Raw genomic sequence first — 22,413 nt, 5'->3', positions numbered from 1 at the left:
ACAGAGTCACGCGGGGGACAAGCTTCGACCAAGATCGAATAACGATTGGGTCACGGCCGGGAAAGAGGCGAAAGCTCAAGATCCAATCACGGCTGCGGGGGTGTTGCGCAAGGGTTTCGCCGAGCGCCGGAACCGCCTCCGACCTGCGGGAAGCCCCTCTCGAACATCGGTCGCAGCACGTCATGGGGGTGCTTGTCAAGCCCCGAGACCGGCCCTGACCTGCGAAAACGCCCTTCGGGTGCGCCGCGAGGCGTGTTATTCTGGAAAGCCACGGAAGGGGTCCTGTCACATGACGTTCAAGGTTGGCGACACGGTGGTCTACCCCCATCACGGGGCCGCGCTGATCGAGGCCATCGAAATTCGCCAGATCAAAGGTGTGGACAAGACCTACCTGGTGCTCAAGGTGCAGCAGGGAGACCTGACGCTCCGCGTGCCCGCCGAGAACGCGGAGTTCGTCGGCGTTCGCGACGTGGTCGGCCAGGAGGGTCTGGACCGGGTCTTCGAGGTGCTGCGCGCGCCGTACACCGAAGAGCCGACCAACTGGTCCCGTCGCTATAAGGCGAACCTGGAGAAGCTCGCCTCGGGCGACGTTATCAAGGTCGCCGAGGTTGTGCGCGACCTCTGGCGTCGCGAGCGCGAGCGCGGCCTCTCGGCCGGCGAGAAGCGGATGCTCGCGAAGGCGCGCCAGATCCTCGTCAGCGAGCTCGCGCTGGCGGAGAACACCAACGAGGACAAGGCGGAGACGCTGCTCGACGAGGTCCTCGCCTCGTAGTGCAGTCGGGCTGCCGCCCACCGCTCACAGCGCCCGGTGCTGGCGCGCCGCTCCCAGGACGAAGTGTCCAGGGGTGGTGCAGTGGCACTTCGGGCGCTGAGGCGTGTCCGGACGACGCCCCCCGCCCGAGCCGGTCCAGGCCTGCAAGACCGTTTCTGCGGAGTTGTGCGGCGGGCAGTGGACCGTGGATCTTCGGAAGGGGCCCGGGCGCCCGCCGGGCACGCCAAGGCCATACCCACTTCGCCGAAGGAGTGAAACCTGAACGCCTCAGCAGCAGTCGCAGCAGCAGTGGTGCCCGCCGCCGGACGCGGTGAGCGGCTGGGGCCCGGCGCCCCGAAGGCCCTGCGGGAACTGGGCGGCGTGCCGCTCCTGGTGCACGCCGTACGGGCCCTGGCGCGCAGCCGGGCGGTCGGGCTGGTCGTGGTCGCCGCGCCCGCCGACGGGGTGGCCGAGGTGGTCGCCCTGCTGGACAGCCACGGGCTGGACGGCAAGGACATCCGGGTGGTGCCCGGCGGCGCGACCCGCCAGGAGTCGGTCCGGCTCGGCCTGGCCGCGATCCCGGAGGACGTCGGGATCGTCCTGGTGCACGACGCGGCCCGCCCGCTCGTCCCGGTTGAGGTGGTGGACGCCGTCGCGGCCGCCGTCCGGGCCGGGGCCGAGGCGGTGGTGCCCGCGGTGCCGCTGGCCGACACCGTGAAGCGGGTCGAGCCGAACCCGGGCCGCCCCGAGCCGGTCATCGACACGCCCGAGCGGGCCACCCTGCGCGCCGTGCAGACCCCGCAGGGGTTCGACCGGGCCGCCCTGGTCGAGGTGCACGCCAAGGCGCTGGCCGAGGAGGCCGAGGGCGGCGCCGACGCGCCGGCGGTCACCGACGACGCCGGCCTGGTGGAGCGCTACGGCGGCCGGGTCGTCGTGGTGCCCGGCCACGAGGAGGCGTTCAAGGTCACCCGTCCGTTGGACCTCGTGCTCGCCGAGGCCGTACTCGCCCGCCGGAGGGCCGCCGATGCCTACTGAACCGTTGATCCCCCGGGTGGGGATCGGTACCGATGTGCACGCCTTCGAGGCCGGCCGGCCGCTCCGGGTGGCCGGACTGGAGTGGCCGGACGCCGAGTTCGGGCTCTCCGGGCACTCGGACGCGGACGTCGCCGCGCACGCCGCCTGCGACGCGCTGTTCTCGGCCGCCGGAATCGGCGACCTGGGCGCCCACTTCGGCACCGACCGCCCCGAGTGGGCCGGTGCCTCCGGGGTCAAACTGCTCGGCGAGGCGGCCCGGCTGGTCCGCGAGGCGGGATTCGAGATCGGGAACGTCGCGGTCCAGGTGATCGGCGTCCGGCCGAAGATCGGCAAGCGGCGGGCGGAGGCGCAGGCCGCGCTGTCCGAGGCGGCCGGCGCGCCGGTCTCGGTCTCCGGCACCACCACCGACGGTCTGGGTCTGACCGGCCGGGCCGAGGGCCTGGCCGCGATCGCCACCGCCCTGGTGTACGAACGGCGTTGAGCGGGGTGCCGGTCGCGGCAACGGAAATAGACCTCCGCTGACGGGTGTTCACCAGGTGCTGCGGGGGCCCGAATCGATAGTGTGCGGTACGGGCCCGCGCGGAGCTCGCCTCGGGTCCGTACCGCCGCCGACGAGAAGAGGTTTCCGATGGGCGTTGAACTCTCCGACAAGGCCAAGGCGTTGATCGACGGCAAGAGCTTCGCCGTGGTCTCCACGATCCAGCCCGACGGCAGTCCCCAGTCCTCCGTGGTCTGGGTCAAGCGGGACGGCGACGACATCCTGTTCTCCACCGTCGAAGGCCGCCGCAAGCACCTCAACCTGGTGAAGGACGCGCGCGTCTCGCTGGTGATCAACCCGCCGGAGAGCCCGTACGAGTACCTGGAGGCGCGCGGCTCGGTGACGATGACCACCGAGGGCGGCCGGGAGCTGATCAACGAGCTGGCCGCCAAGTACCGCGGGGTGGACACCTACACCTGGGACGGCCCGGAGGACGTCCGGGTGGTCATCCGGCTCTCCCCGCGCAAGGTGGTCGGCAACATCTGACCGGTGTACTGGACGGGCGTTTCCCCGGGGGTGCGGCCTGTCATTCCCGGGGAATGTCGCGGGGCACCCCCCGCCGCCCACTACGCTTGACGCTGTGAGCATTCGTCTGTACGACACCAGCACCCGCCAGGTACGCGACTTCGTCCCGCTCGTACCGGGTTGTGTCTCGATCTACCTGTGCGGCGCTACCGTCCAGTCGGCGCCACACATCGGGCACGTCCGGTCCTACCTCAACTTCGACATCATGCAGCGGTGGTTCGCCTACCGCGGCTACCAGGTGACCTTCGCCCGCAACGTCACCGACATCGACGACAAGATCATCGCCAAGGAGCGCGAGCTCGGCACGCCGTGGTGGCAGATCGGCTACGAGAACGAGCGCGCCTTCAACGACGGTTACAACGCGCTCGGCTGCCTGCCGCCGACCGTCGAGCCCCGGGCCACCGGGCACATCCCCGAGATGGTCGAGATGATGCAGGCACTCATTGCGAAGGGCCACGCCTACGCGGTCGACGGCAACGTCTACTTCGACGTGAAGTCGTACCCCGACTACCTCGCGCTCTCCAACCAGAAGCTGGACGACCTGCGCCAGCCCGAGGGCGAGGGCGAGACCGGCAAGCGCGACCAGCGCGACTTCGCGATGTGGAAGGCCGCCAAGCCGGGCGAGCCGAGCTGGGAGACCCCGTGGGGCCGCGGTCGGCCGGGCTGGCACCTGGAGTGCTCGGCGATGGCCCACAAGTACCTGGGCCCGGCCTTCGACATCCACGGCGGCGGGCTGGACCTGATCTTCCCGCACCACGAGAACGAGATCGCCCAGTCCAAGGCCTACGGCGACGACTTCGCCAACTTCTGGGCGCACAACGCCTGGGTCACCATGGCCGGCGAGAAGATGAGCAAGTCGCTGGGCAACTCGGTGCTGGTCTCCGAGATGGTCCAGCGCTGGCGGCCGATCGTGCTCCGCTACTACCTGGGCTCCCCGCACTACCGCTCGATGATCGAGTACAGCGAGGAGTCGCTGCGCGAGGCCGAGGCCGGCTTCGGCCGGATCGAGGGCTTCGTCCAGCGCGCCGTCGAGCGCTGCGGCACGGTCGACGCGGCGCCCGAGGTGCCGCCGGCCTTCGCCGAGGCGATGGACGACGACTTCGGTGTGCCGCAGGCGCTGGCCGTCGTGCACACCGCCGTCCGCCAGGGCAACAGCGCCCTGAACGCGGACGACAAGGAGACCGTGGTGGCGCGACTGGCCGAGGTCCGTGCGATGCTCGGTGTACTGGGCCTCGACCCGCTCGACCGGCACTGGGCCGGGACGGAGCGCGGCGAGGACCTCCACGGCGTGGTCGACTCGCTGGTCCGTCTGGTCCTGGACCAGCGGCAGGCGGCGCGCGAGCGCAAGGACTTCGCCACCGCGGATGCCATCCGCGACCAGCTCGGCCTGGCCGGGCTGGCCATCGAGGACACCCCGTCCGGCCCGCGCTGGACGATCAACAGCCAGTAACCCCATCTGACGATCGGGGTGATGGGTGGGCCGTACCGGACCGGTGCGGCCCTCCCGCATGACGTAGCGCATGCCGTCGGCCGCCGCCGCACCGAGCGGGGCGGCCGGGCATGCCGGACAGACAGGAAGTACAGCCATGGCCGGCAACAGCCAGCGCAGGAACCGCCGCAACCCCGGATCGAAGAAGGGCGCGTCTGTCGGTACCGGCGGGCACAGCCGGAAGGCGCTGCAGGGCAAGGGCCCGACCCCGCCCGGTGAGGAGCGCAAGGGCCACCCCAAGCAGCGGGCCGCCAATGCCGCGCTGAAGCGTGAGCGGGACGCCAAGGCCCGGGCCGGCATGCGCCGGGCCGGCGGCGGCGGTCGCGGCGGTCGCGGCGGCGCGGGCAGCGCCGAGCTGGTCTTCGGCCGCAACTCGGTGGTCGAGGCCCTGCAGGGCGGCGTCCCGGCCAACGCGCTGTACGTCCAGCAGTTCATCGACACCGACGACCGCGTGCGCGAGGCCTTCCAGGCCGCCAACGACCGCGGCATCCCGCTGATGGAGGCCCCGCGCCCGCAGCTGGACCAGATGACCGGCGGCCTCAACCACCAGGGCCTGGTGCTGCAGGTCCCGCCGTACGAGTACGCGCACCCCGAGGACCTGCTGGAGGAGGCCGCCGACGCCGGCCAGGACGCGCTGATCATCGCCCTGGACGGGGTCACCGACTCGCGCAACCTGGGCGCCGTGGTCCGCTCCGCCGCCGCCTTCGGCGCGCACGGTGTGGTCATCCCCGAGCGCCGCGCGGCCGGCATGACCGCCGGTGCCTGGAAGACCTCCTCCGGCGCCGCGGCCCGGCTGCCCGTGGCCCGCGCCACCAACCTGACCCGCGCCCTGGAGGCCTACCAGAAGGCCGGTTTGATGGTGGTCGGCCTGGCCGCCGACGGCGAGGCCGAGCTGGGCGACCTGGAGCTGCTGACCGGCCCGGTCGTGATCGTCGCGGGCAGCGAGGGCAAGGGCCTGTCCCGGCTGGTCTCGGAGACCTGCGACATGCGGGTGCGGATCCCGATGTCGGGGCTGACCGAGTCGCTGAACGCCGGTGTCGCGGCGGGCATCGTGCTGTACGAGGCCGCGCGGCTGCGCGCCAAGCGCTGAGCACACCCGCTGCTCTTGCCGCAGGCGATTTTCTGAATTCTCCGCGATCCGAGTGAAAGGCGATCGGGCCCGACCGGGTCCGATCGCCTTTTTCGTGATCACTTCAAGTATGCGCCGGACATCCACCCGGGAGAGTGTCCTAAGCGGCCGTCACCCGGTTAGACGGGTGTGGACACCAGAACACCTCGGCGCCCCCTGTTCGGCGGTGGCAGTACCGGGATAGACGCGGGCCCCGGGCTCGACACCGTCAAGGTGCCGTCGGACCCGGCGCGCCTCAGCAGCACCCAGGCGAGCTTTCGGCTCCGGCTCGGCGCCCCGGTGGCGCCGCTGATCGAGGCCCCGGCCGGACTGCTGTCCTCCGGCGCCGCGTTCGGCGACCCGTACGCCGACCAGGGCCTGATCCGCCGGCCGCTGGTCACCCCGCAGGTCGTCGTGCCCGCCTCCGCCGTCCCGGCGCTGGCAGGGGCCGGGGCCGGCGGCGCGCCGCGCCGCAAGGGCCGGGTCACCGCCGTCACCTGGACCGGCCGGACGGCCCCCGGGGACCTCGCGGCCACCCGGCTGCTGGAGGCGGTGCGCCAGACCGGATCCCCGGCCGGCGGCGTCGGCCTGGCCGAGGCGGACACCCAGGTGCTCCCGGCCTACGCGGGCGCCCGGAGCGTCCCGCGCCAGCCGCGCGAGGGCACTGGCAGCGCCACCGACGCGGGCATCGGCCCGGTCGGCGAGCCGCACGGCTGGACCCCGAGCGGTGAGCTGCCCGAGGTCTCCGCCGCCGAGGGCAAGCAGCCCTGGTACCCGGGCCGCCGGGTCGACCTCGGCCTGGTGCTGCTGCCGCTGCGCGCGGTGCTCGGCTCGCTCTCGGTCTACGCCGGGTTCAGCAAACTCTGCGACCCGGTGTACTTCGACGGCGGCGAGCGCGGCTCGATGATGCGCTGGCTCTCCTCGCTGCACCCGTGGAAGGTCGCAGAGCCGCTGCTCGCCTTCGCGATGGCGCACCCGGTGGGCTCCGGCCTGGCGGTGTCCTTCACCGAGATCGTGGTCGGCGTGCTGACCATCCTCGGCCTCTGGCAGCGGCTCGCGGCCGGGGCGGCGATGCTGCTCTCGGCGGCGCTGCTGTTCACCGTCAGCTGGCGGGCCGTGCCGGTCTACGACACCCCGGACCTGATCTTCCTCGCGGCGTGGAGCCCGCTGCTGATCGCCGGGGCACCGTTCGCCTCGCTGGACGGGCGGCTCAACCTGGAGGCCTGGCGCCGGGTCGGCGCGGGCGCGCCGGGCACGCTGCGCCGCCGGGTGCTGCGCCGGGGCACGGTGGTCACCACCGTCGTGGTCGGCCTGACCCTGCTGCTCGGCTCGATGCTGGGCGCGGCCGTCCGGACCGGCGCCCGGCCGCACGAGACGCCGGCCCGCCCGGCCACCGACTACGGCACCCCGGTCTGGCCGTCGGGCGGCCCGTCCGGCGCCCCGGGCGGCCAGGGCACGTCCACCTCGCCCTCGCCCGCCGCCCCGCGCCCGGCCACCCCGACGCCGAGCGCGACCTCCCCGTCCAGCGCCCCCGCCGCCAAGCCCACCGGTGCCACGCCGAGCGGCAAGCACTCCGGCAGGGCGGAGACCGGGGCCGGCGGCTCCGCCCCGGCGCCGGCGGCCCCGTCCGCCGCCGCGGGCGGCTCCGCAGCGGCCCCGCGCGGCACCCCGGCCCCCGGCGGCTCGGGTACCGCGCCCAAGCCGAGCCCGAGCAACGGCTCCGGGCTGCTCGGCGGGGTGCTGGGCAGCGGTCCGCTGGCCGACCTGTCCGGCGGCGGGCGCTCCTCCCGCCCGGGGACGCCGATGGCGACCTGACGTCCCGTCCCCGTCCCCCGGCACGCCTCTGGCTGGGTGCTCCGTGGGGGAGCACCCGGCCGTTGCGTTGCCGTCGGGGGCTGCGTCGCCGTCGGGGGCTGTGTTGCTGCCGGGGTCGCTGCATCGCCGTCAGCGCCGGTGTGCTGCCGCCGACGTCGCCGCGTGGCCCTCAGCGGGAGCTGTCGCGGTGCGCGGCGAGCTCCTTGGCCGCCTCGGTGAGGTCCTTGGCCGTGTCGATGGCCCGCCAGTACACGCCCTGCGGCAGCTGGTAGCCCGCCAGCCGCTTGCCGCGGGCGAGTTGGGGGAAGGTGGTGCGCTCGTGGTCGCCCACGTCCGGCAGCAGCTCGGCGAACTCCGGGCTGAACACGTACAGGCCGGCGTTGATCAGGAACGGCGAGGGCGGGGCCTCGATGAAGTCCAGCACGTTGCCGAACTGGTCGGTCTCCACGGCGCCCCAGGGGATCCGCGGCCGGGCCAGCGCGAGCGTCGCGACGGCGTCCCGCTCGTGGTGGAAGGCGGCCATGTCGCGCAGGCTGAAGCGGGTCCAGATGTCGCCGTTGGTGGCGTACCAGGGCTCGTCCGGGCGGGGCAGCGCCTTGGCCGCGTGCTTGAGGCCGCCGCCGCGCCCGAGCGGCTCGGCCTCGACCACCGTACGGACGCGCAGCGGCAGGTCCGCCGTGCTGAGCCACTCCTCCAGCACGGCGGCCAGGTGCCCGCAGGACACCACGACGTCGGTGACGCCCTCGGCGGCCAGCCAGGCCAGCTGGTGGCCGAGGATCGGCGTGCCCGTCCCCGGGATCTCGACCAGCGGCTTGGGGCGGTCGTCGGTGTAGGGGCGCAGCCGGGAGCCCTGGCCGCCGGCCAGGATGACGGCCTGGGTGACGGCCTGGGTGACGGCCTGGGTGACGGCCTGGGTGACGGGCGTCGTGGTCGGCCGGGGCTGGTGGGACTGGGACTGCGGGGACGCGAGGTCGGCGGTGGGGCCGGAGTCAGCGGTCATGGCTGAACGATAGGGCGCCCGCGGCGGGCTTCGTCAGCCCACCGTCGTCGACCGTCAGCCGATGACGCCCGCCGCGAAGGAGCCGTCGCAGACCGGGCGGGCGAAGGAACGGGCTCGCTGGACGTCGCCCTGGTACTTGCGCACCGCGGCCTTGCCCAGCTCGGTCGCCAGCGAGGTGCAGTACGGCGTGAGCGAGGGCTGCTCGCGCATCGAGCGCTCCAGCAGGTCCAGCGCGGCGGACGGGTTCTTGGCGCGCAGCTCGTCCAGCAGCGCCACCCGCAGCGCCTCCTGCGGGGCGAGCCCGTCCGTCTTGGTGGTGGCGGCGGAGCGCCCGATCCCGGCGCCGTCGCCGCTGGACGCCGCCACCACCTGCTGGTCGAGCCCGGTCGGCGGGGCCCACGGGACCCGGGTCACGGCGAGGGTGCCGGTGGTCACCAGGACGACCGGCAGGGTCAGGGCGACGGTCTGGCCGATACGGCGCACAAGCTGCTTCACCCTCAGGAGAGTAGCGGTGGGTACGGGCCGAATAGCTCTCCGTTACACCATTGAGTGACGTGGTGTCCGGGTTTGTCCCTGCGCCGTGTTGACGTGGGGGTGTACGGACGGAGCCCGCCGGACCGGGGAGGGTCCGACGGGCTCCGTCGCGTCGGTCAGCTGCCGTGCCTGCGGCGCCTGCCGCACCTGCCGCGCCTGCCGTGTGCCGTGCCTGTCGCGTCAGTCGCAGACGCTCAGGCGCACGCCGGTGCTGGTGGCGAAGACGTGGGTCTCCTGCGCGATCGGCACGACGTGGATGGTCTCGCCGCGGGTCGGGATCTGCCGGCCGGGGACGCGGACGACCAGGTCCTTGTCCACGCCGCCGATCTGGGTGGTGCCGTAGACGAAGCCGTCCGAGCCGAGCTCCTCGACCACGTTCACGGTCACCGCGACGCCCTCGATGCCGCCGGCCGGGACGATCTGGAAGTGCTCGGGGCGGACACCGACGATCACCGTCTTGTCGGTGCCGGCGCCGGCCAGGTTCTCGCGCGAGATGTTGACGACCGAGCCGCCGAACTTCACGCCGCCGTCCACCAGCGGCACCTCGACCAGGTTCATGGCCGGCGAGCCGATGAAGCCGGCCACGAAGAGGTTGGCGGGCTTGTCGTACATGTTGCGCGGGGTGTCGACCTGCTGCAGCAGACCGTCCTTGAGCACCGCGACCCGGTCGCCCATGGTGAGCGCCTCGGTCTGGTCGTGGGTGACGTACACGGTGGTGATGCCCAGGCGGCGCTGCAGGCCGGCGATCTGGGTACGGGTCGAGACGCGGAGCTTGGCGTCCAGGTTCGACAGCGGCTCGTCCATCAGGAAGACCTGAGGCTGGCGGACGATCGCGCGGCCCATCGCGACGCGCTGGCGCTGACCGCCGGAGAGCGCCTTCGGCTTGCGGTCCAGGTACTCGGTGAGGTCGAGGATCTTCGCCGCCTCCTCGACCTTGGTGCGGATGTCCGCCTTGTTCACGCCGGCGATCTTGAGCGCGAAGCCCATGTTCTCGGCGACGGTCATGTGCGGGTAGAGCGCGTAGTTCTGGAACACCATCGCGATGTCCCGGTCCTTCGGCGGCAGGTGGGTGACGTCCCGGTCGCCGATCCGGATGGCGCCGCTGTTGACGTCCTCCAGGCCGGCCAGCATGCGCAGGCTGGTCGACTTGCCGCAGCCCGACGGGCCGACCAGGACGAGGAACTCGCCGTCCGCGATCTCCAGGTCCAGCGCGTCCACCGAGGGCTTGGTGGCCCCGGGGTAGATGCGGGTCGCCTGGTCGTACGTGACAGAAGCCATGGTTGTGCTCTCCTTCACCGGCAGGAACGTGCCGGACGATCCGAGTAAAGGGGGGTGGTTCGTCTCCGTCGGTCCGTCAGTGGTCTGAACCACTGCGCAAACCGGCTCCCGGCGACGCTACCTGCGCTCCCGCCGCTTGTCAGCCCCTCTCCGCCCGTTTTCGGCATCGGTTCCATCACGCCCACCCACCCCGCCAACCCCGGATATCCCCCCACCCCGCCACCCCGGCCCGGTAGACTGCCCCCGGTGCCGCCGTGATCCATCGCGGACGGCCACCGTGCCTCCTTAGCTCAGCTGGCCAGAGCACCGCTCTTGTAAAGCGGGGGTCGTCGGTTCGAACCCGACAGGGGGCTCAGCTTCCGGCCCAGGTCAGAGGGCCGAAGAACGCGGAAAGCCCCGGGCCGTGATCGGCCCGGGGCTTTCTGACATCTCCAGATGACATCAGTCGGTCTTGCGGCGCCGCTTCAACAGGCGGTCCATGTGCCTCATCGCCTCGCGCTGCTTCTCCTGCACCACGTGCGTGTAGACCTCCATCGTGATGGCGATCTGGCTGTGCCCGAGGATGGCCATCAGGTCCCGGGGCGCCACGCCGGCGGCGGAGAGGAGCGTCGCGCATCCGTGCCGGGTGTCGTGCAGCCGGATCGGCGGCAGGGCCTCAGCCTTGGCCACCCGCGTGAACGAGCGGGTGAGGTTTCGCGGCTCGATCGGCTGGCCGGTCGCCGTGGTGAAGACGGAGCCGGGCTCCGGCCAGTCCTTCCCCGCCTCCAACCGCTGGCGGCGCTGCTCGGCCTGCCGGAGTCGCTGCCAGCGAAGGGGGGCGACGCACATCATCGGCAGCGGGATGACTCGCTGGCGGCGCGACTTCGGAGTGTCCTCGTACAGCTCGCCGTCCCGGCGCTGGAGCTGGCGCCGGACGGTCAGGGTTCGGTTCTCCAGGTCGATGTCGGACCAGTGCAGCCCGAGGATCTCCCCTCGCCGCAGGCCGAGCGCCACGGCGAGGACGAACGCGGCGTACAGCGGGTCACGCCGGGCCCCCTCCAGGAAGATCAGCGTGTCATCGAGGCTCCAGGGCTTGGTCACTCGGTACTCCACTCGGGGGGCTTGAACGAGCTTGGCGACGTTGCGGGTGATCAGTTCGTCCCGCACGGCGGCGGACAGGGCCGTGCGGAGCACCAGGTGGGACTCCTTGGCGGTGGCCGCCGACACCTTCTTGGTCACGGTGCTGATGAGCCGGCGGACATCGGCAGTGCCGAGCTTCTCCAGGCTCTTCGAGCCGAGCACCGGCACCAGGTGGAGCCGAATGTGCATCTCGTACTTGTCGTAGGTCGTCCGCTTGCGGTGCGGCGCGATGAAGTGCTCCAACCAGTACGGCAGCCACTCGGCGAGCTTGGCCGACCGGGTGGGGGTCGGGACGCCCTGCCGGTCGCGCCGGACGAGTTCCTGGCGCTTCTCATCGCATTCCGTCCAGGTCTTGCCGTAGACGAACTTGCGGGCCCGGGTGCCGTCGGGCTGGGGCACGTAGACAGCAGCCTGGTACCGGCCGTCCTTGCGCAGGGTCACGGTGCCGGCGCCGTTGGGGTTGCGCTTCTTCGCCATCAGGCGGCTTCCTCCATCTTGGCGTTCAGGTAGTCGTGCAGGGCGGTGACGGGGATGCGGCGGAGGTTGCCCTCCTTGAAGCTGGCGAGCTTCTTCGTGCGGATGAGGTCGTAGACCTTGCTGCGGCTCATCCGCAGGGCCGCCATGACTTCGGGCACTTCCAGAGCGAGGGGCGAGATGGTGGTCACGTGTGCTCCCAGGGCGGTGGCGGGGGCTTGTCGCGATGCGTGGTTGTCCTAGGTGGGGATTTCTGCGTCACGGCGTCATCAGCGTCATTCAGGTCGTTGACCTGCGGTTTTGGGTGAAGCGGTAGTCGGGGTCTGCGTCATCGCTGCGTCGCGGGCTGCGTCATCGGGTGACGCAGGTGACGCAGGATGACGCAGCAGCCGTCGTCTGCGTCACCGCCTTCGGCGCAGGTCAGGGGCCGTTTTCCGGGTCTGGTGACGCAGGTGACGCAGCGTCTTCCCTCTTAGGACGAAAGAGGGGCTGTTTGCTTGTAGTTCGGTGCGCCTCAGAGCGTGAAGAAGGAGCCGCTTCGCGGCGCGACCTTTGGGCGGCTTCGCCGAACAGCAAGAAGAGCACCCGGCCGCCGGTGCTCTTCTTGCTTGTTGTGCGGTGAGGTGCGGGTCAGACCAGCCGGGGCTGTTCGTGCGAGGGCGGCCCGGCCGGGCGGGCCATTTCGAGGTAGCGGCCCTCTCGCGTGCGGCCGGTGTCGATGAGGACACCCCGGGCCGCAAGCGTCGGCTGGAGACGCTTGAGCCGGTCGGAGAGGACCTTCCCGGTGGTCGGCCACCCCTTGGGCAGGGAGCGCAGGTCATCGCCGCTGTAGAGGCGGCTGAGGTGGCTCAGCCACTCGGTGGAGGTCATGCGCTGCGCGCCGCCTAGATCGATGGTCTCGGCGTGCTTGAGAACGGTCTGCGCCAACAGGTCGCCCTCGATGACGTCGTCGTTCAGGTCGTCCAGGCTGGCCCGGTAGGCGGCCAGCGCCCCGAAGCCGGTCGCCGCGTCGAGCTGCGCGCACAAGTGGGCGAAGTCCGCCATACGCAGATCGGTCGGTGTCTCCGCCTCGGCCGCGCGGACCTTGACCGTGAGGTCCAGCAGCGACCCGAGCACGACGGGCAGCACCTCCGCGTACTCCGCCCACAGCTCCGCCTCGGTGCGCCGGACGCGCGGGCGCTCCAGCCGCAGGGGCAGGAGCCGTTCGGCAAGGTCGGGGCGGATGACGCCCACGTCGATGCCGGTCAGGAGCAGGGGGCGGCGGTAGCTGGCGCGGTGAACGTCGCCGTCGGTGAACAGGGCGCGCTTGACGCTCTCGGCGCCGGTCACGATGCAGCACATGGCGTCGGACAGGTCCGGGGTCATGTGGGAGAGGTTGTCCAGGGCGGTGACCCATCCGGCCGCGACCGCCGCGATCAGGTTCTCCTCGTCCTTCGGCGCCCGGCGCAGGTCACCGCTCATGCCCTCGATGATTCTCACCAGCATCCGACCGCCGGTGGACTTGCCCGCGCCCTGCGGGCCGGTGAGGAACGGGGCGGGCACGGGCACGCCCGGCGAGAGGCAGCCGATGAGCCAGGCGAGGGCCAGGCATTCGGTCTGGGCGTTGGCGAAGTTCGTCAGCCGCAAGAGCAGGTCGATGCCCTTGCCGTCGGTGTCCTTGGCCGGCAGCGGCAGCTCACCCGTGAGCTGGGTCCGACGCCAGCAGACCTCACGCGGGTCCGGGGTCAGGATGTCCCAGCCGGTGGGGTGAATGCGCACGGACAGCCCGTCCGCGCGGCCCAGGTCGAGCCAGGTAGCCCCGTCGAAGCCCGGGGCCACCCGGATGTGGACGGCCTGCACGTCCTCGGACAGGGCGAGCGCTTCGATCAGGTCCAGCGCCTCCTTGAGAGCGCTGCCGTTGAACACGCCGACGCCGTCCCGGTACAGGCCGACCATGAGTTCCTGGCGGTGGCTGCCGGTCGTGCCCTGGGAGCGGATGGGCCGGGCCACGGGGTGGCCCACCTTCTGGGCGTAGACGGTGCCGTCGGCGGTGCGGAAGTACCGGAAGTGCGCTTGCGCGTAGTCGGCGATGATCTCGCGCGCGGGGGTCTTCTCGTCCTCGGCCACGGCTACATCCCCAGCCGGGTCAGGGCGTTGGCCCACGCGTCGGCGCAGTGCCGCGCGGATTCGCCCTTGGCCTGCGCAGCGGCGAACAGGCGCGCCGTGTGCGCCTCGGTCAGGCACCCGCACCGGCCGTGGGTGGACAGCACGGCGAGGAACGTCGCGAAGACCGTGTTGTGCACGGCGCTGGACGCCTCGGTGATGCGCTGCTCGGCCATGGCGATGCCACGGGCCAGATACGTCGGCGTGCGGTGGGGGCACGTCCCGCCCCCGCCCGGTGCCGGCACCGTGACGGCCGTCGACCGGACCGGGGCGGGCACCTTGACGACCAGGGCGCGGACGACGTCCGGCAGGGCGGCGAGGGGGCCGGTCCCGGGGCCGAGCCACCGGGCGTAGGCCATGGACGACTTGATGTCCACGCCGGGCCGCACCTTGTTGGTGGAGGGCATGGCGCCCTGGTAGAGCCAGTGCTCACCCCGGGTGGTGGCCACGGTCCGGGTGGCGGGCAGGTTCGTGCGCGCCCAGGTGATGGCGTCCGGGTTGTCGAGGTCGACGACGGTCAGCCCGGCGCCGCCGGGGTGGTAGGCCACCGCCGCCGCGTGGCGCCACGCTCGCGCCCATGCGGGCGAGTTGATGATGTCGGGGTCGGTGGTGGCGGCGGCCCAGCCGTGGCAGGGGGCCGGGCAGTCGCAGGGGCCGGGGGTCTTCATGTTCGGCCGGCCGCCGCACGCGTTGCGGTCGCAGCGCGGGCAGTTGCCGAACGGCACCTTCCCGGCCCGCAACGGCAGTACGGGCACGTTGCGGGCCGCCACGGCGAGGGCGGTGGACAGATGCTCTCCCCGGATGCGGGTCAGTTGGGTCATGCTGGATGCCTCCAGTTCTTGGGCTGGACTGGCGGCGGCCCCGGTTCTTGGCGGAAGGGGGCCGCCGTTGCCGTTCGAGCAGGTCAGCGGTTGCGGTTGGTGACGTTGACGCTCACGTTCACGGCGCCCTGTCCGCCTCGGCCCCCGCCGCCGCTGTTCTTGAGCAGGTAGAGGACTCCGAGGGCGCCGACGAGCAGGCCGAGACCGGTGGTCGCGGCGGCGAGGGTCTGGAGCAGGAAGCCGAGGCCGAGTCCGCCGGCGCCGACGCCGATGCCTCCGGCGAGCAGGCGGGCGGGCCACGGGTCCCGCGCGGGCACCGCGACCGGGAGGGGCGCGGGGGTGTGCGGGGCGGGCAGGTACGCGGGCCCGGGGTGCTGGACCGCAAGCGGGGCCTGAGTCGGCGGCTGGTAGAGGACCAGGGGCGCCGGGGCGGGCGGGGTCTGGTGGGCGTAGTAGGGGGTGCCGTCCGGGGTGTAGAGCACCGAAGGGACGGTGGGTTGCGGGGTGGCGTGGTCCACGATTCTTCTCCCGTCAGGGGACGTGGCGCGAGGTGTCAGGAGCGGGGTGTCAGACGGTGTCAGCGACCGTCTGACACCCCGTCTGCCTAGGGGAATGGGTGTCAGCGGGTGTCAGGTGTCAGAGGTGTCAGACCAGCGCCGGGGCGGGCACGATCCGGTACCGGCCGGCCTTCGCGGAGGGGACCAAGCGGCCCTCGTCTACGAGACGGCGGAACTCCCCGGAGACCCACGGGCGGGAGCGGCCGAACTGGGCGGCCTGCGCCATGACGTCCTTCGGGCCGATCACCATCATGCCGGCCTGCTCGAAGGCGGACACGATGGCGTCCATGGCGGCGCGGGCTTCCTCGGGGGTGAAGTCCGGGGCGGCCGGGGCGGGGCCGAACGTCATGCCGGCCACGGTGTCGGGGACCGGGGGGAGTTCCGCCTGCGGGTCCAGGTCGGCGTCCTCGGGGTCCACCCGCCGCTCGGCGCCGCCGTCGGTCTCGTCCGCGTCGGTGTACACGCTGTCCTCGTCCTCGTCGGTGGCGCCGTGGTTGTGGCGTTCGGTGTAGGCCTTGCCTGCGGTGGCGGCGGCGGCCTTCGCGGTGACGGGGTCGACCTTGGCGCCGTTGCGCACCGACCACGCGGCGAGCTGTTCCATGACGCGGGCGGCCCGGCCGGTGAAGCGGAAGGTGCGGCCCGGGGAGCTGTAGCGCTGCTCGGGGACGCCGGGGGTGACCAGGTAGCAGTAGCCGGGGCGGCGGTTGGCCCAGGCACCGGGGTGGGCACCGGCGTCCAGGACCGGGCCGGGCAGGGCCATGCCCTCGTCCCGGGCGTCCAGGCCGAACACCAGCGCGCTGGGCAGGCTGGCCCGGGTGCTGGTGCTGATCTGGTCGTGGCTGGGCCGCTGCAGGCTGATGACCAGGGCGGCGCCGGCGGCGCGGGCGAGCTGGGCGATCTCGGTGAAGCCCTCGTCGCCCATGAAGCGGATGGTGGCGGCGGCCTCCTCGAACCAGCCGACCAGGAACGGCATTCCGGGGCAGTTGCAGGCGCGGCCCTTCTGGCACGAGTGCCCGGGGTCGCTCTGCTGCTCGGCGGCGGCGGGGACCCACTGGCGGTAGCCGTGGGCGCCGAGCCAGCGGGTGCGGGCGGGAATGACGGCCTGGAGGGCGGTGACCATGGTCTCGGTCTCGGCCCCGCCCTCCACGGCCCAGTCCAGGCCCGGCCGCAGCGGGCCGAAGTCCTGGAAGGCCTTGGGGTCGGACAGCCAGACGATGACGTCGCGCCGCCCCATGATCTCGGTGAGCACGTTGAGCGCGCCGTCGCCCTTGCCGGAGCCGGTCATGCCGCAGATCAGCAGGTGGGTGCCGTTGCGGCCCGCCTCCGGGTCGCCGGGCAGCCACAGCATGAGCGGGGAGCCGTCGTCGTAGCGGCCGATGATCAGCGGATCGGCGATCGAGCCGCCGACGTTGGTGGGCATCTCCCACTCGACCACTTCGGCGAGCATGTCCCGGGGTACCACGACCAGTTCGCCCCGCCGGGCGGAGTCGGGGTCGGGCAGGTAGCGCACGGCGGTGGGGGCGACGTCCAGGCCGGAGGCGATGTTCGGCAGCGCTCGGGTGACGTCGTCGTTGGTCATCTCCCCGGCCGGCAGGACCACTTCGGCGGTGACGCGGTTCGGCTCCACCTCGGCCTTGCGGATCTTGGCTCCGGCGAGCTTGACCTTCTCCAGGAGCGAGCCGTCGGCGTTGTCGGCGGCCTGGACGGCGTCGGGGTTGCGGCGCATGACCTGGCGGATGTTCCAGGACAGGGCCACGACCGGGCCGCCCATCAGGAAGGCGTCCGGGAGGGGGCCTGCCATCGGCCCGGCGAGCGCGGCCCCGGTGATCCATGCCGAAGCCGCGGCAACGGTGACGGCCGAGTGCAGGCGCCGCTGCGGGCTGGTCGTGCGGCCGGCCCACCAGGTCATGCCGGTCAGGGCGACGGAACTCAGGGTGAGGCCGACGCCGGCCGCCGCCGATCCCTGCCACTCCAGGGACGCGGCGGACCCGGCGACCCCTACTCCGGCCGCCATGATCCACGGCGGGGTGTAGGGCTTGGCCCGGTGGGCGATCCACGCGGCGATGCCCTTGCCGGTGCTGGCACCCTCCAGGTTCTCCCGGTGCTGGACCTCGGGGTCCACGTTGTCCTTCTTCGGCATGGCCGGTACTCCTCTCAGAACTGGAACGGGCGGCGCTGCTGCTGGGCCGGACGGGGCGTCATGACGTCGGCGTACTCGCGCTGGAAGGCGGCCCACGCGGCGGCGGCGTCCTTCGCCGCATCCGTCATGGCGTCGGCGGCCTTGGCGAGCTTCTTGGCCACCGAGCGGGCGCGCATCTTCGCCTGGAAGGCGTGGTCACCGGGGACGCCGGGCGCCTGCTCCAGGGCGGCCTTGAGGATTTCGGCCGCCACCTCCACCTCGATCGCGGAGTAGGAGGCGAACGCCCGCAGCGCCTCGCAGTAGGAGCGCACGTCGGCGGCCGAGTAGAACGCGGGCTCGGGCAGGGCCAGCGCGGAGGTGCGGTCCACGCCGGTGCCGGGGTTGGCGGCCGCGCCCATCTGCGGGGCGCCGGCGGTGGTGTTCTTGTTGACGTTGATGCTGATCCCGGGGGCGAACGTCGCCCCGGAGCCGAAGCCATTGCGGGTGCTGTTGCTGTTGGTGGAGCCGTTGGTGCTGTTCGCGCCGCTGTTCGGCGACGTCGTGTTCACGGTCATCGCGGTGCCTCCCCTGCGGGCCGGGACTGTCCCGGCTCCCCGCCCCCGCCCGACCCGCGTGGGGCCGGGCGAGGACAGGCAGCCGTCAGCCCGTCAGGCGCAGGCGATGAGGGCGGCGCAGGTCTCGAAGGCGTGGTGCCACGCCTGATCGAGCAGGTAGCCGCCGTTCATGCCGTGGTCGGCGAGCCGCACGAACCGCCCCTTGCCGGTGGCATCCGCCAGGCGCCGCAGGGGCTGGCGCCGGTCGGCGGCGTAGTGGCTGGCCGCGCTGAGCACGAGCGCGGCCACCACCGGGACGGGCCGCAGCCGCATGCCCAGCAGGCGGGCGCCACCGAGCAGGACGGCGGCCTGGACGGCGGTGTACGAGGCGACGTGCGCGGCGCAGGCCCGGCGCCCGGCCGCCCCGGGGCCGCCCTTGGTGGTGGCCTGGTGGTCGGACTGGACCCAGTGGTCCGCGACGTCCGCCGCCGACCGCAGCAGGGCGTAGGAGGCGGCGAAGCGGGCCGCCTGAGTGTTCATGGTCATGACAGGGGTCTCCTTGCGCAGGTGGCGGGAGAGCAGGTGAGGGGTGGGTTAGGCCGCGAGGGCGGCGTGGTCGGCGCAGGTCAGGCAGGTGCCGAGGTGCGTGGGGAGCACGTAGCCGGCGTCCCGCCTGCAGGTGGGGCAGGTGCGGCGTGCGGCGTTGGCCTTGGCGAGAGCGGCGGCCTTCGCGGGGGTCATGGGCCGTACGGGCTTGGCGCGGTCGAGCCGGTAGAGGTAGGCGGGGCGGGTGCCGCCGTAGCGGGAGCGCCACATGATCTGCGCGGCGACGTCCTGTCCGCCGGGCCGCAGGCCCTTGGCGCGGAGCTGGCGGCGGGTGAAGAGGCCACGCGGCGCCATGCGCCACGGATACGTGGGCGTGCCACCGTGGTGGGAGCCGTCGGGGTCCCAGTGCCGGGGGCGGCTCACGGCATCTCCGGCGGCGCGACGTCGAAGCGGGGGGCGTAGAAGCCGATCAGTTTCAGCGGGACACCGCAGTAGCTGGTGATGACGGACAGCCAGGCGAGCGTGCCGGAGGCGTTGGAGTCGTGGTTGAGGGTGGTCGGGTCGACACCGAGGGCCTGGCGCCAGTGCTCGAAGTGGTCGAGGCCGCTGTGCAGGGCGACGTTCAGCCCCCACGCGAAGTCGTACGTGCCGGGCAGCTGCAGGTACTCCAGCTGGACGGCCGGGGCGGGCAGGGCGGCGTGGGCGCTCAGGAGGGACAGCAGCGTGCCGGCGGCCTTGATCTGGGCGTCGGCGCTCGGGCGGGTGTCGGTGCTGGTGGTCACGATGCCTGCTCCTCTGCGGGGTGGGTGGTCTCTTCGGTGGCGGGGACGGCGTGCAGGGCGGGACGCTCCGTACCGGCCGCGCTGAACTCGCGGTAGCGGTTGGCGACCCATCCGGCCGACCAGCCGGTCAGCTCGGCCGCCCGCCGCTGCGGGACGCCAGCCACCACACAGGCCTGAACCTTCAGTCGGGCTTGGTCCTCGGGCAGCCTCTCGTCCACGGCGGGCGCGGTGAGGAGTTCATGCCGCAGCCGCTCGATCTCGCGCCCGGCGTCCTGCTCACGCTCACGCTCACGGCGCTCACGCTCGCTCACCTCGCGCTCACGACGCTCACGCTCCCGCCGATCGGCCTCCTCCTTGCGCTGCCGTTCCTCGCGCTCGGCAGCCTCTCGACGGGCCTGCTCCTGCCGCGCCTCGCGGGCCATGCGCTCCTCATGCTCACGCTGCTTGTCGGCCATCCGCTCCTCGTGCTCACGGCGCTCACGCTCGCGCTGCTCGGCCCGGGCGTACTCGGCCAAGCGGTCCTCGCGTTCCTGCCGGCGGCGCTCCTCCTGGCGACGCTCGCGCTCGGCCCGCTCATCGCGCTCACGGGCCTCACGGGCGGCCAACGCGGCGGCGATCGCCCGCCGGTAGGCAAGGGAGGTCTCCGCCGTGACGATCAGCAGCAGCGGCGCCACCGCGTGGACCGCCACCCCGACCGCATCGCGGTCCAGGGCGGACAGACCTACGTTGAGCAGCACCGTCATGACGCCGGTCATCCAGCGCAGCACGACCGGCCACCGGCCACCGTCGCCGCCGAGACGGGCGAGCGTGCTGTCCATGCGGATCACGATCACCACCGCCGCGTCCACGACCAGCGGCAGGATCGGAGCTGTCCACTGCCACCCCCTCGGGGTGTGTCCGGACATCAGCGGGGTCACCGTGAGCACGCTGTAGAGGACCGCGCCCAGCGTGATCGTCCACGTGCCCACGGCCAACGCCCGCTCCGCCGACCGGATCTGTTCCTGGCTCATCGACGCCCTCACCGCGACCACCGCCCGGCGATCGGAGCACGGTGCGTGAGCGCGCCGTGAGCGGACATGAGCGCCGTGAGCGGGAGTCGGGCCATCACGCCGCCGCCTTCCAGGCCTGGACCCGGCGGCGCTCGGCGGTGCGCATCAGCGAGGACGCGAACCGGGCCGCCGGCCCGTCCAGGTCCCGCAGGATCTCCCGCGCCACGTCGAGACGGGCCAGCCTGTCCTCGGCGGACTCGTCCTCGCTGCCGGTGAACAGCTCGGCGTCGATGCCGAAGCCGAAGGCGAGCTCCGTGAACTCGGCCCGGGTCATGGCCTCCTGGCCTGCGACAATCAGTTTCATGGGTTCACCTCGTCCAGTTGGGTGGTGAGCCCGCAGGGCCGCCGCGCACCCGGCCAAGGAAAGCGCGGCGGCCCGACGCGTCCGGGCTCAGCTACTCGTCACATCACGAGCAGCCATGACCCCCGACCCGCCACAGGCGGCACGGATCGGGGACCAAAGACACTCGTTCTTGATCAGCACACTGTTGAGTTCTCAAGGAACTGCGATCCGCGCAGCTCGCAGGGCGTGCGGCTCAGCCGCCTTCCCCCGACAACTGCGGGTCGCATTTGCGCAGGTCAGAGCAGCCCAAAGAAGGGCCTCTCGTCATGGTCTGCATTGTCCGAACAATGCTGCCGGTGAAGAGATTGGCACGCTCGGCTACCCGTGGTCAAGCTCATCGTCCGCATTGACTGGACAATGCGTCGTGAGCTGCGGTTTCATGGGTTGCATGTCAGCGATGCGATCTGGGCGAGCGCCCATGTACCAGCAGATCCGCGACGCACTGAGGCAGCAGATCGCGGATGGAACGCTCTCGGCCGGCGCGCAGCTACCGACCGAAGCGGCCCTCACGGCCCAGTACGGCGTTGGTCGAGCCACGGTGCGCCAGGCGCTGGGCGAGTTGGTCAACGAAGGCCTGGTCGTGCCGATGAGGCCCCGGGGCTACTTCGTGAAAGAGCGCAGGCCAATGGTCTTTCGCCCGCAGGCCGAGTTCCGCAAGCGCCCATACTCGGCGGAGATGGACGCCTTCGTCACGGAGCACTCGGCAGATGGACGGGAGCCGCGCCAGCTCATCGAGGTGGCCATCGTGGAGCCAGCCCCGGACATTGCGAAGCGCCTGCACCTGGAGCCGGGGGAGCTTGCTGCGGTGCGTCGCCGAATCCGCTGGCTCGACGGCGAGCCGTTCAACGTGAACGACAGCTACTTCCCGCTGGACATCGTCCGAGACTCCGAGATCATGCGGCCCGAGGACATCACCCGGGGCGCCAACGAAGTGCTGGCCGAGCTGGGCTACCGGCAGGTCCGGGCGCTAGATGAGCTGTACGTGCGGATGCCGACCCCGGATGAGGCGCGCCGTCTTGAGCTGGGCCCCGGGACCCCTGTCGCGTACCACGTCTGCACCGGGTACACGGCCGACGCGCGGCCGGTGCGGGTCGCGGTGAGCGTGCTGCCGGGTGACCGGCACGTCATCTCGTACGAGCGGCAGTGGGAGCAGCCGCAGGACGGGGCCGAGTGACAGTGCTGGAGATGCGTACAGCTACGCCGGACGAACTGCCCCTGGTCGAAGGGCTGCTGATCGGCGCGGGGGAGTGGCTCGCGTCGCTCGGGAGCGACCAGTGGCAGTTCCCGCCGCGCCGGGCTCGACTACTTGAATCGATGGGGCGCGGGGAGTGCTTCCTCGCATTCCAGGACGGTCGGCCGGTTGGCACGCTGACCGTGGACGAGCAAGCCGACCCGGAGTTCTGGCGCGCCGACGACGATCCGGAGACGGCCCTGTACGTGCACCGGATGGCCATCGCTCGGGAGGTAGCCGGCCAGGCGGTTGGCGCGCGGATGCTGGACTGGGCAGCCACCCGGGCGGTGGCTGCGGGGAAGTCCAGGCTCCGGCTTGATGCGTGGAAGACGAATCCGGCGCTCCACCGGTACTACCTCGGGCGGGGCTTCACGCTGGTGCGAACTGTAGATCTGCCTCACCGGCAGTCAGGCGCCCTCTTTGAGAGAGAGGTCAGCTTGGCGGCTTGTGGGCCAGCTGCGGGGCCAGTGCAGACGTGATGCTGACAGCGTCTCCTGACATCAACACGATCGGACGCTGACACATCTGCCCGCCCCCGTGAACACTCGTTCCTGGCGGGCGGGATGCGTTCGGGCCGGTCGCCGATCACCGCGTTTGATCTTG

Annotated in this window: 24 protein-coding genes and 1 tRNA gene; 10 read left to right on the top strand and 15 right to left on the bottom strand. The window is 72.2% G+C overall.

The window, feature by feature from the left end; genetic code table 11:
* Positions 1–289: 289 nt before the first annotated feature.
* The 7 genes from ACZ3UD_RS21530 to ACZ3UD_RS21500 all read left to right on the top strand — a co-directional run bounded on the left by ACZ3UD_RS21530 (position 290) and on the right by ACZ3UD_RS21500 (position 7,261).
* On the top strand, positions 290–772 hold the full coding sequence (locus ACZ3UD_RS21530) for a CarD family transcriptional regulator (protein ID WP_030244332.1): 483 nt from the start codon (positions 290–292) through the stop codon (positions 770–772).
* A 258-nt stretch (positions 773–1,030) separates the two neighbouring features.
* Positions 1,031–1,786, top strand: coding sequence for a 2-C-methyl-D-erythritol 4-phosphate cytidylyltransferase (ispD, locus tag ACZ3UD_RS21525; RefSeq protein WP_465590313.1), 756 nt, complete (start codon positions 1,031–1,033; stop codon positions 1,784–1,786).
* Positions 1,776–2,267, top strand: coding sequence for a 2-C-methyl-D-erythritol 2,4-cyclodiphosphate synthase (gene ispF / locus ACZ3UD_RS21520; RefSeq protein WP_465589868.1), 492 nt, complete (start codon positions 1,776–1,778; stop codon positions 2,265–2,267). The genes ispD and ispF overlap by 11 nt, the downstream gene beginning before the upstream one ends.
* Before the next feature lie 147 nt (positions 2,268–2,414).
* Complete coding sequence (locus tag ACZ3UD_RS21515) at positions 2,415–2,810, top strand: PPOX class F420-dependent oxidoreductase (protein WP_465589865.1); 396 nt, start codon at positions 2,415–2,417, stop codon at positions 2,808–2,810.
* A 94-nt stretch (positions 2,811–2,904) separates the two neighbouring features.
* Positions 2,905–4,299, top strand: coding sequence for a cysteine--tRNA ligase (gene cysS, locus ACZ3UD_RS21510; protein WP_465589862.1), 1,395 nt, complete (start codon positions 2,905–2,907; stop codon positions 4,297–4,299).
* A 136-nt stretch (positions 4,300–4,435) separates the two neighbouring features.
* Complete coding sequence (gene rlmB, locus ACZ3UD_RS21505) at positions 4,436–5,428, top strand: 23S rRNA (guanosine(2251)-2'-O)-methyltransferase RlmB (RefSeq protein ID WP_465589859.1); 993 nt, start codon at positions 4,436–4,438, stop codon at positions 5,426–5,428.
* Between the two features lie 252 nt (positions 5,429–5,680).
* Positions 5,681–7,261, top strand: a complete 1,581-nt coding sequence (locus ACZ3UD_RS21500; protein WP_465589856.1) for a DoxX family membrane protein — start codon at positions 5,681–5,683, stop codon at positions 7,259–7,261.
* 169 nt (positions 7,262–7,430) lie between these two features.
* On the opposite strand, the gene ACZ3UD_RS21495 is transcribed toward ACZ3UD_RS21500, so the two are convergent.
* The 3 genes from ACZ3UD_RS21495 to ACZ3UD_RS21485 form a co-directional block, all read right to left on the bottom strand.
* The gene (locus ACZ3UD_RS21495; protein WP_465589854.1) at positions 7,431–8,261 is read right to left on the bottom strand and encodes a nucleotidyltransferase family protein; all 831 of its coding nucleotides are present in this window, start codon (positions 8,259–8,261) and stop codon (positions 7,431–7,433) included.
* A gap of 54 nt (positions 8,262–8,315) precedes the next feature.
* A complete protein-coding gene (locus ACZ3UD_RS21490) occupies positions 8,316–8,756 on the bottom strand; it encodes a hypothetical protein (RefSeq protein ID WP_465589852.1) in 441 nt (146 codons plus the stop codon).
* 219 nt (positions 8,757–8,975) lie between these two features.
* Entirely contained in the window at positions 8,976–10,073 is a 1,098-nt protein-coding gene (locus tag ACZ3UD_RS21485; RefSeq protein WP_465589849.1) for an ABC transporter ATP-binding protein, read from the bottom strand.
* 279 nt (positions 10,074–10,352) lie between these two features.
* Between ACZ3UD_RS21485 and ACZ3UD_RS21480 the strand changes: the two genes are divergently transcribed.
* Positions 10,353–10,426: transfer RNA gene (locus ACZ3UD_RS21480), tRNA-Thr, on the top strand.
* 88 nt (positions 10,427–10,514) lie between these two features.
* Here ACZ3UD_RS21480 and ACZ3UD_RS21475 read toward each other — a convergent pair.
* The 12 genes from ACZ3UD_RS21475 to ACZ3UD_RS21420 form a co-directional block, all read right to left on the bottom strand.
* Positions 10,515–11,669: a site-specific integrase gene (locus tag ACZ3UD_RS21475; protein ID WP_465589846.1), complete on the bottom strand. Its 1,155-nt coding sequence runs from the start codon at positions 11,667–11,669 to the stop codon at positions 10,515–10,517.
* A complete protein-coding gene (locus ACZ3UD_RS21470) occupies positions 11,669–11,857 on the bottom strand; it encodes a helix-turn-helix domain-containing protein (RefSeq protein WP_465589843.1) in 189 nt (62 codons plus the stop codon). The genes ACZ3UD_RS21475 and ACZ3UD_RS21470 overlap by 1 nt, the downstream gene beginning before the upstream one ends.
* 439 nt (positions 11,858–12,296) lie before the next feature.
* Positions 12,297–13,772 carry an ATP-binding protein gene (locus ACZ3UD_RS21465; RefSeq protein ID WP_465589840.1) on the bottom strand — a complete coding sequence of 492 codons (1,476 nt, stop codon included), beginning with the start codon at positions 13,770–13,772 and terminating at the stop codon, positions 12,297–12,299.
* A 2-nt stretch (positions 13,773–13,774) separates the two neighbouring features.
* Positions 13,775–14,629 carry a bifunctional DNA primase/polymerase gene (locus ACZ3UD_RS21460; RefSeq protein WP_465589837.1) on the bottom strand — a complete coding sequence of 285 codons (855 nt, stop codon included), beginning with the start codon at positions 14,627–14,629 and terminating at the stop codon, positions 13,775–13,777.
* 83 nt (positions 14,630–14,712) lie between these two features.
* Complete coding sequence (locus tag ACZ3UD_RS21455) at positions 14,713–15,147, bottom strand: hypothetical protein (protein ID WP_465589834.1); 435 nt, start codon at positions 15,145–15,147, stop codon at positions 14,713–14,715.
* A 127-nt stretch (positions 15,148–15,274) separates the two neighbouring features.
* A complete protein-coding gene (gene traB / locus ACZ3UD_RS21450; RefSeq protein WP_465589832.1) occupies positions 15,275–17,326 on the bottom strand; it encodes a plasmid transfer protein TraB in 2,052 nt (683 codons plus the stop codon).
* A 14-nt stretch (positions 17,327–17,340) separates the two neighbouring features.
* Entirely contained in the window at positions 17,341–17,880 is a 540-nt protein-coding gene (gene traA / locus ACZ3UD_RS21445) for a plasmid transfer protein TraA (protein ID WP_465589829.1), read from the bottom strand.
* 93 nt (positions 17,881–17,973) lie between these two features.
* Entirely contained in the window at positions 17,974–18,405 is a 432-nt protein-coding gene (locus ACZ3UD_RS21440) for a hypothetical protein (RefSeq protein WP_465589826.1), read from the bottom strand.
* Positions 18,406–18,453: 48 nt separating this feature from the next.
* On the bottom strand, positions 18,454–18,828 hold the full coding sequence (locus ACZ3UD_RS21435; RefSeq protein ID WP_465589823.1) for an RRQRL motif-containing zinc-binding protein: 375 nt from the start codon (positions 18,826–18,828) through the stop codon (positions 18,454–18,456).
* Complete coding sequence (locus ACZ3UD_RS21430) at positions 18,825–19,187, bottom strand: hypothetical protein (RefSeq protein ID WP_465589820.1); 363 nt, start codon at positions 19,185–19,187, stop codon at positions 18,825–18,827. Before ACZ3UD_RS21430 ends, ACZ3UD_RS21435 begins: the two co-directional genes overlap by 4 nt.
* A complete protein-coding gene (locus tag ACZ3UD_RS21425) occupies positions 19,184–20,197 on the bottom strand; it encodes a DUF2637 domain-containing protein (protein WP_465589817.1) in 1,014 nt (337 codons plus the stop codon). Before ACZ3UD_RS21425 ends, ACZ3UD_RS21430 begins: the two co-directional genes overlap by 4 nt.
* A 94-nt stretch (positions 20,198–20,291) precedes the next feature.
* Positions 20,292–20,540: a hypothetical protein gene (locus ACZ3UD_RS21420; protein ID WP_465589814.1), complete on the bottom strand. Its 249-nt coding sequence runs from the start codon at positions 20,538–20,540 to the stop codon at positions 20,292–20,294.
* A gap of 457 nt (positions 20,541–20,997) precedes the next feature.
* On the opposite strand from ACZ3UD_RS21420, the gene ACZ3UD_RS21415 reads away from it, so the two are divergent.
* A complete protein-coding gene (locus tag ACZ3UD_RS21415) occupies positions 20,998–21,753 on the top strand; it encodes a GntR family transcriptional regulator (protein ID WP_465589811.1) in 756 nt (251 codons plus the stop codon).
* The gene (locus ACZ3UD_RS21410; RefSeq protein WP_465589808.1) at positions 21,750–22,289 is read left to right on the top strand and encodes a GNAT family N-acetyltransferase; all 540 of its coding nucleotides are present in this window, start codon (positions 21,750–21,752) and stop codon (positions 22,287–22,289) included. The genes ACZ3UD_RS21415 and ACZ3UD_RS21410 overlap by 4 nt, the downstream gene beginning before the upstream one ends.
* Positions 22,290–22,413: the final 124 nt, after the last annotated feature.

It is taken from the genome of Kitasatospora sp. NPDC023118, from assembly GCF_055560875.1.
The sequence above is the reverse complement of the archived record's forward strand: the minus strand, read 5'-3'. Positions and strand labels throughout refer to the sequence as shown.

Coding starts and splice junctions, on each gene's coding strand:
- ACZ3UD_RS21530 (WP_030244332.1), top strand. CDS start 290: ATGACGTTCAAGGTTGGCGACACGGTGGTCTACCCCCATCACGGGGCC.
- ispF (WP_465589868.1), top strand. CDS start 1,776: ATGCCTACTGAACCGTTGATCCCCCGGGTGGGGATCGGTACCGATGTG.
- ACZ3UD_RS21515 (WP_465589865.1), top strand. CDS start 2,415: ATGGGCGTTGAACTCTCCGACAAGGCCAAGGCGTTGATCGACGGCAAG.
- rlmB (WP_465589859.1), top strand. CDS start 4,436: ATGGCCGGCAACAGCCAGCGCAGGAACCGCCGCAACCCCGGATCGAAG.
- ACZ3UD_RS21495 (WP_465589854.1), bottom strand. CDS start 8,261: ATGACCGCTGACTCCGGCCCCACCGCCGACCTCGCGTCCCCGCAGTCC.
- ACZ3UD_RS21485 (WP_465589849.1), bottom strand. CDS start 10,073: ATGGCTTCTGTCACGTACGACCAGGCGACCCGCATCTACCCCGGGGCC.
- ACZ3UD_RS21475 (WP_465589846.1), bottom strand. CDS start 11,669: ATGGCGAAGAAGCGCAACCCCAACGGCGCCGGCACCGTGACCCTGCGC.
- ACZ3UD_RS21460 (WP_465589837.1), bottom strand. CDS start 14,629: ATGACCCAACTGACCCGCATCCGGGGAGAGCATCTGTCCACCGCCCTC.
- traB (WP_465589832.1), bottom strand. CDS start 17,326: ATGCCGAAGAAGGACAACGTGGACCCCGAGGTCCAGCACCGGGAGAAC.
- traA (WP_465589829.1), bottom strand. CDS start 17,880: ATGACCGTGAACACGACGTCGCCGAACAGCGGCGCGAACAGCACCAAC.
- ACZ3UD_RS21440 (WP_465589826.1), bottom strand. CDS start 18,405: ATGACCATGAACACTCAGGCGGCCCGCTTCGCCGCCTCCTACGCCCTG.
- ACZ3UD_RS21425 (WP_465589817.1), bottom strand. CDS start 20,197: ATGAGCCAGGAACAGATCCGGTCGGCGGAGCGGGCGTTGGCCGTGGGC.
- ACZ3UD_RS21420 (WP_465589814.1), bottom strand. CDS start 20,540: ATGAAACTGATTGTCGCAGGCCAGGAGGCCATGACCCGGGCCGAGTTC.
- ACZ3UD_RS21415 (WP_465589811.1), top strand. CDS start 20,998: ATGTACCAGCAGATCCGCGACGCACTGAGGCAGCAGATCGCGGATGGA.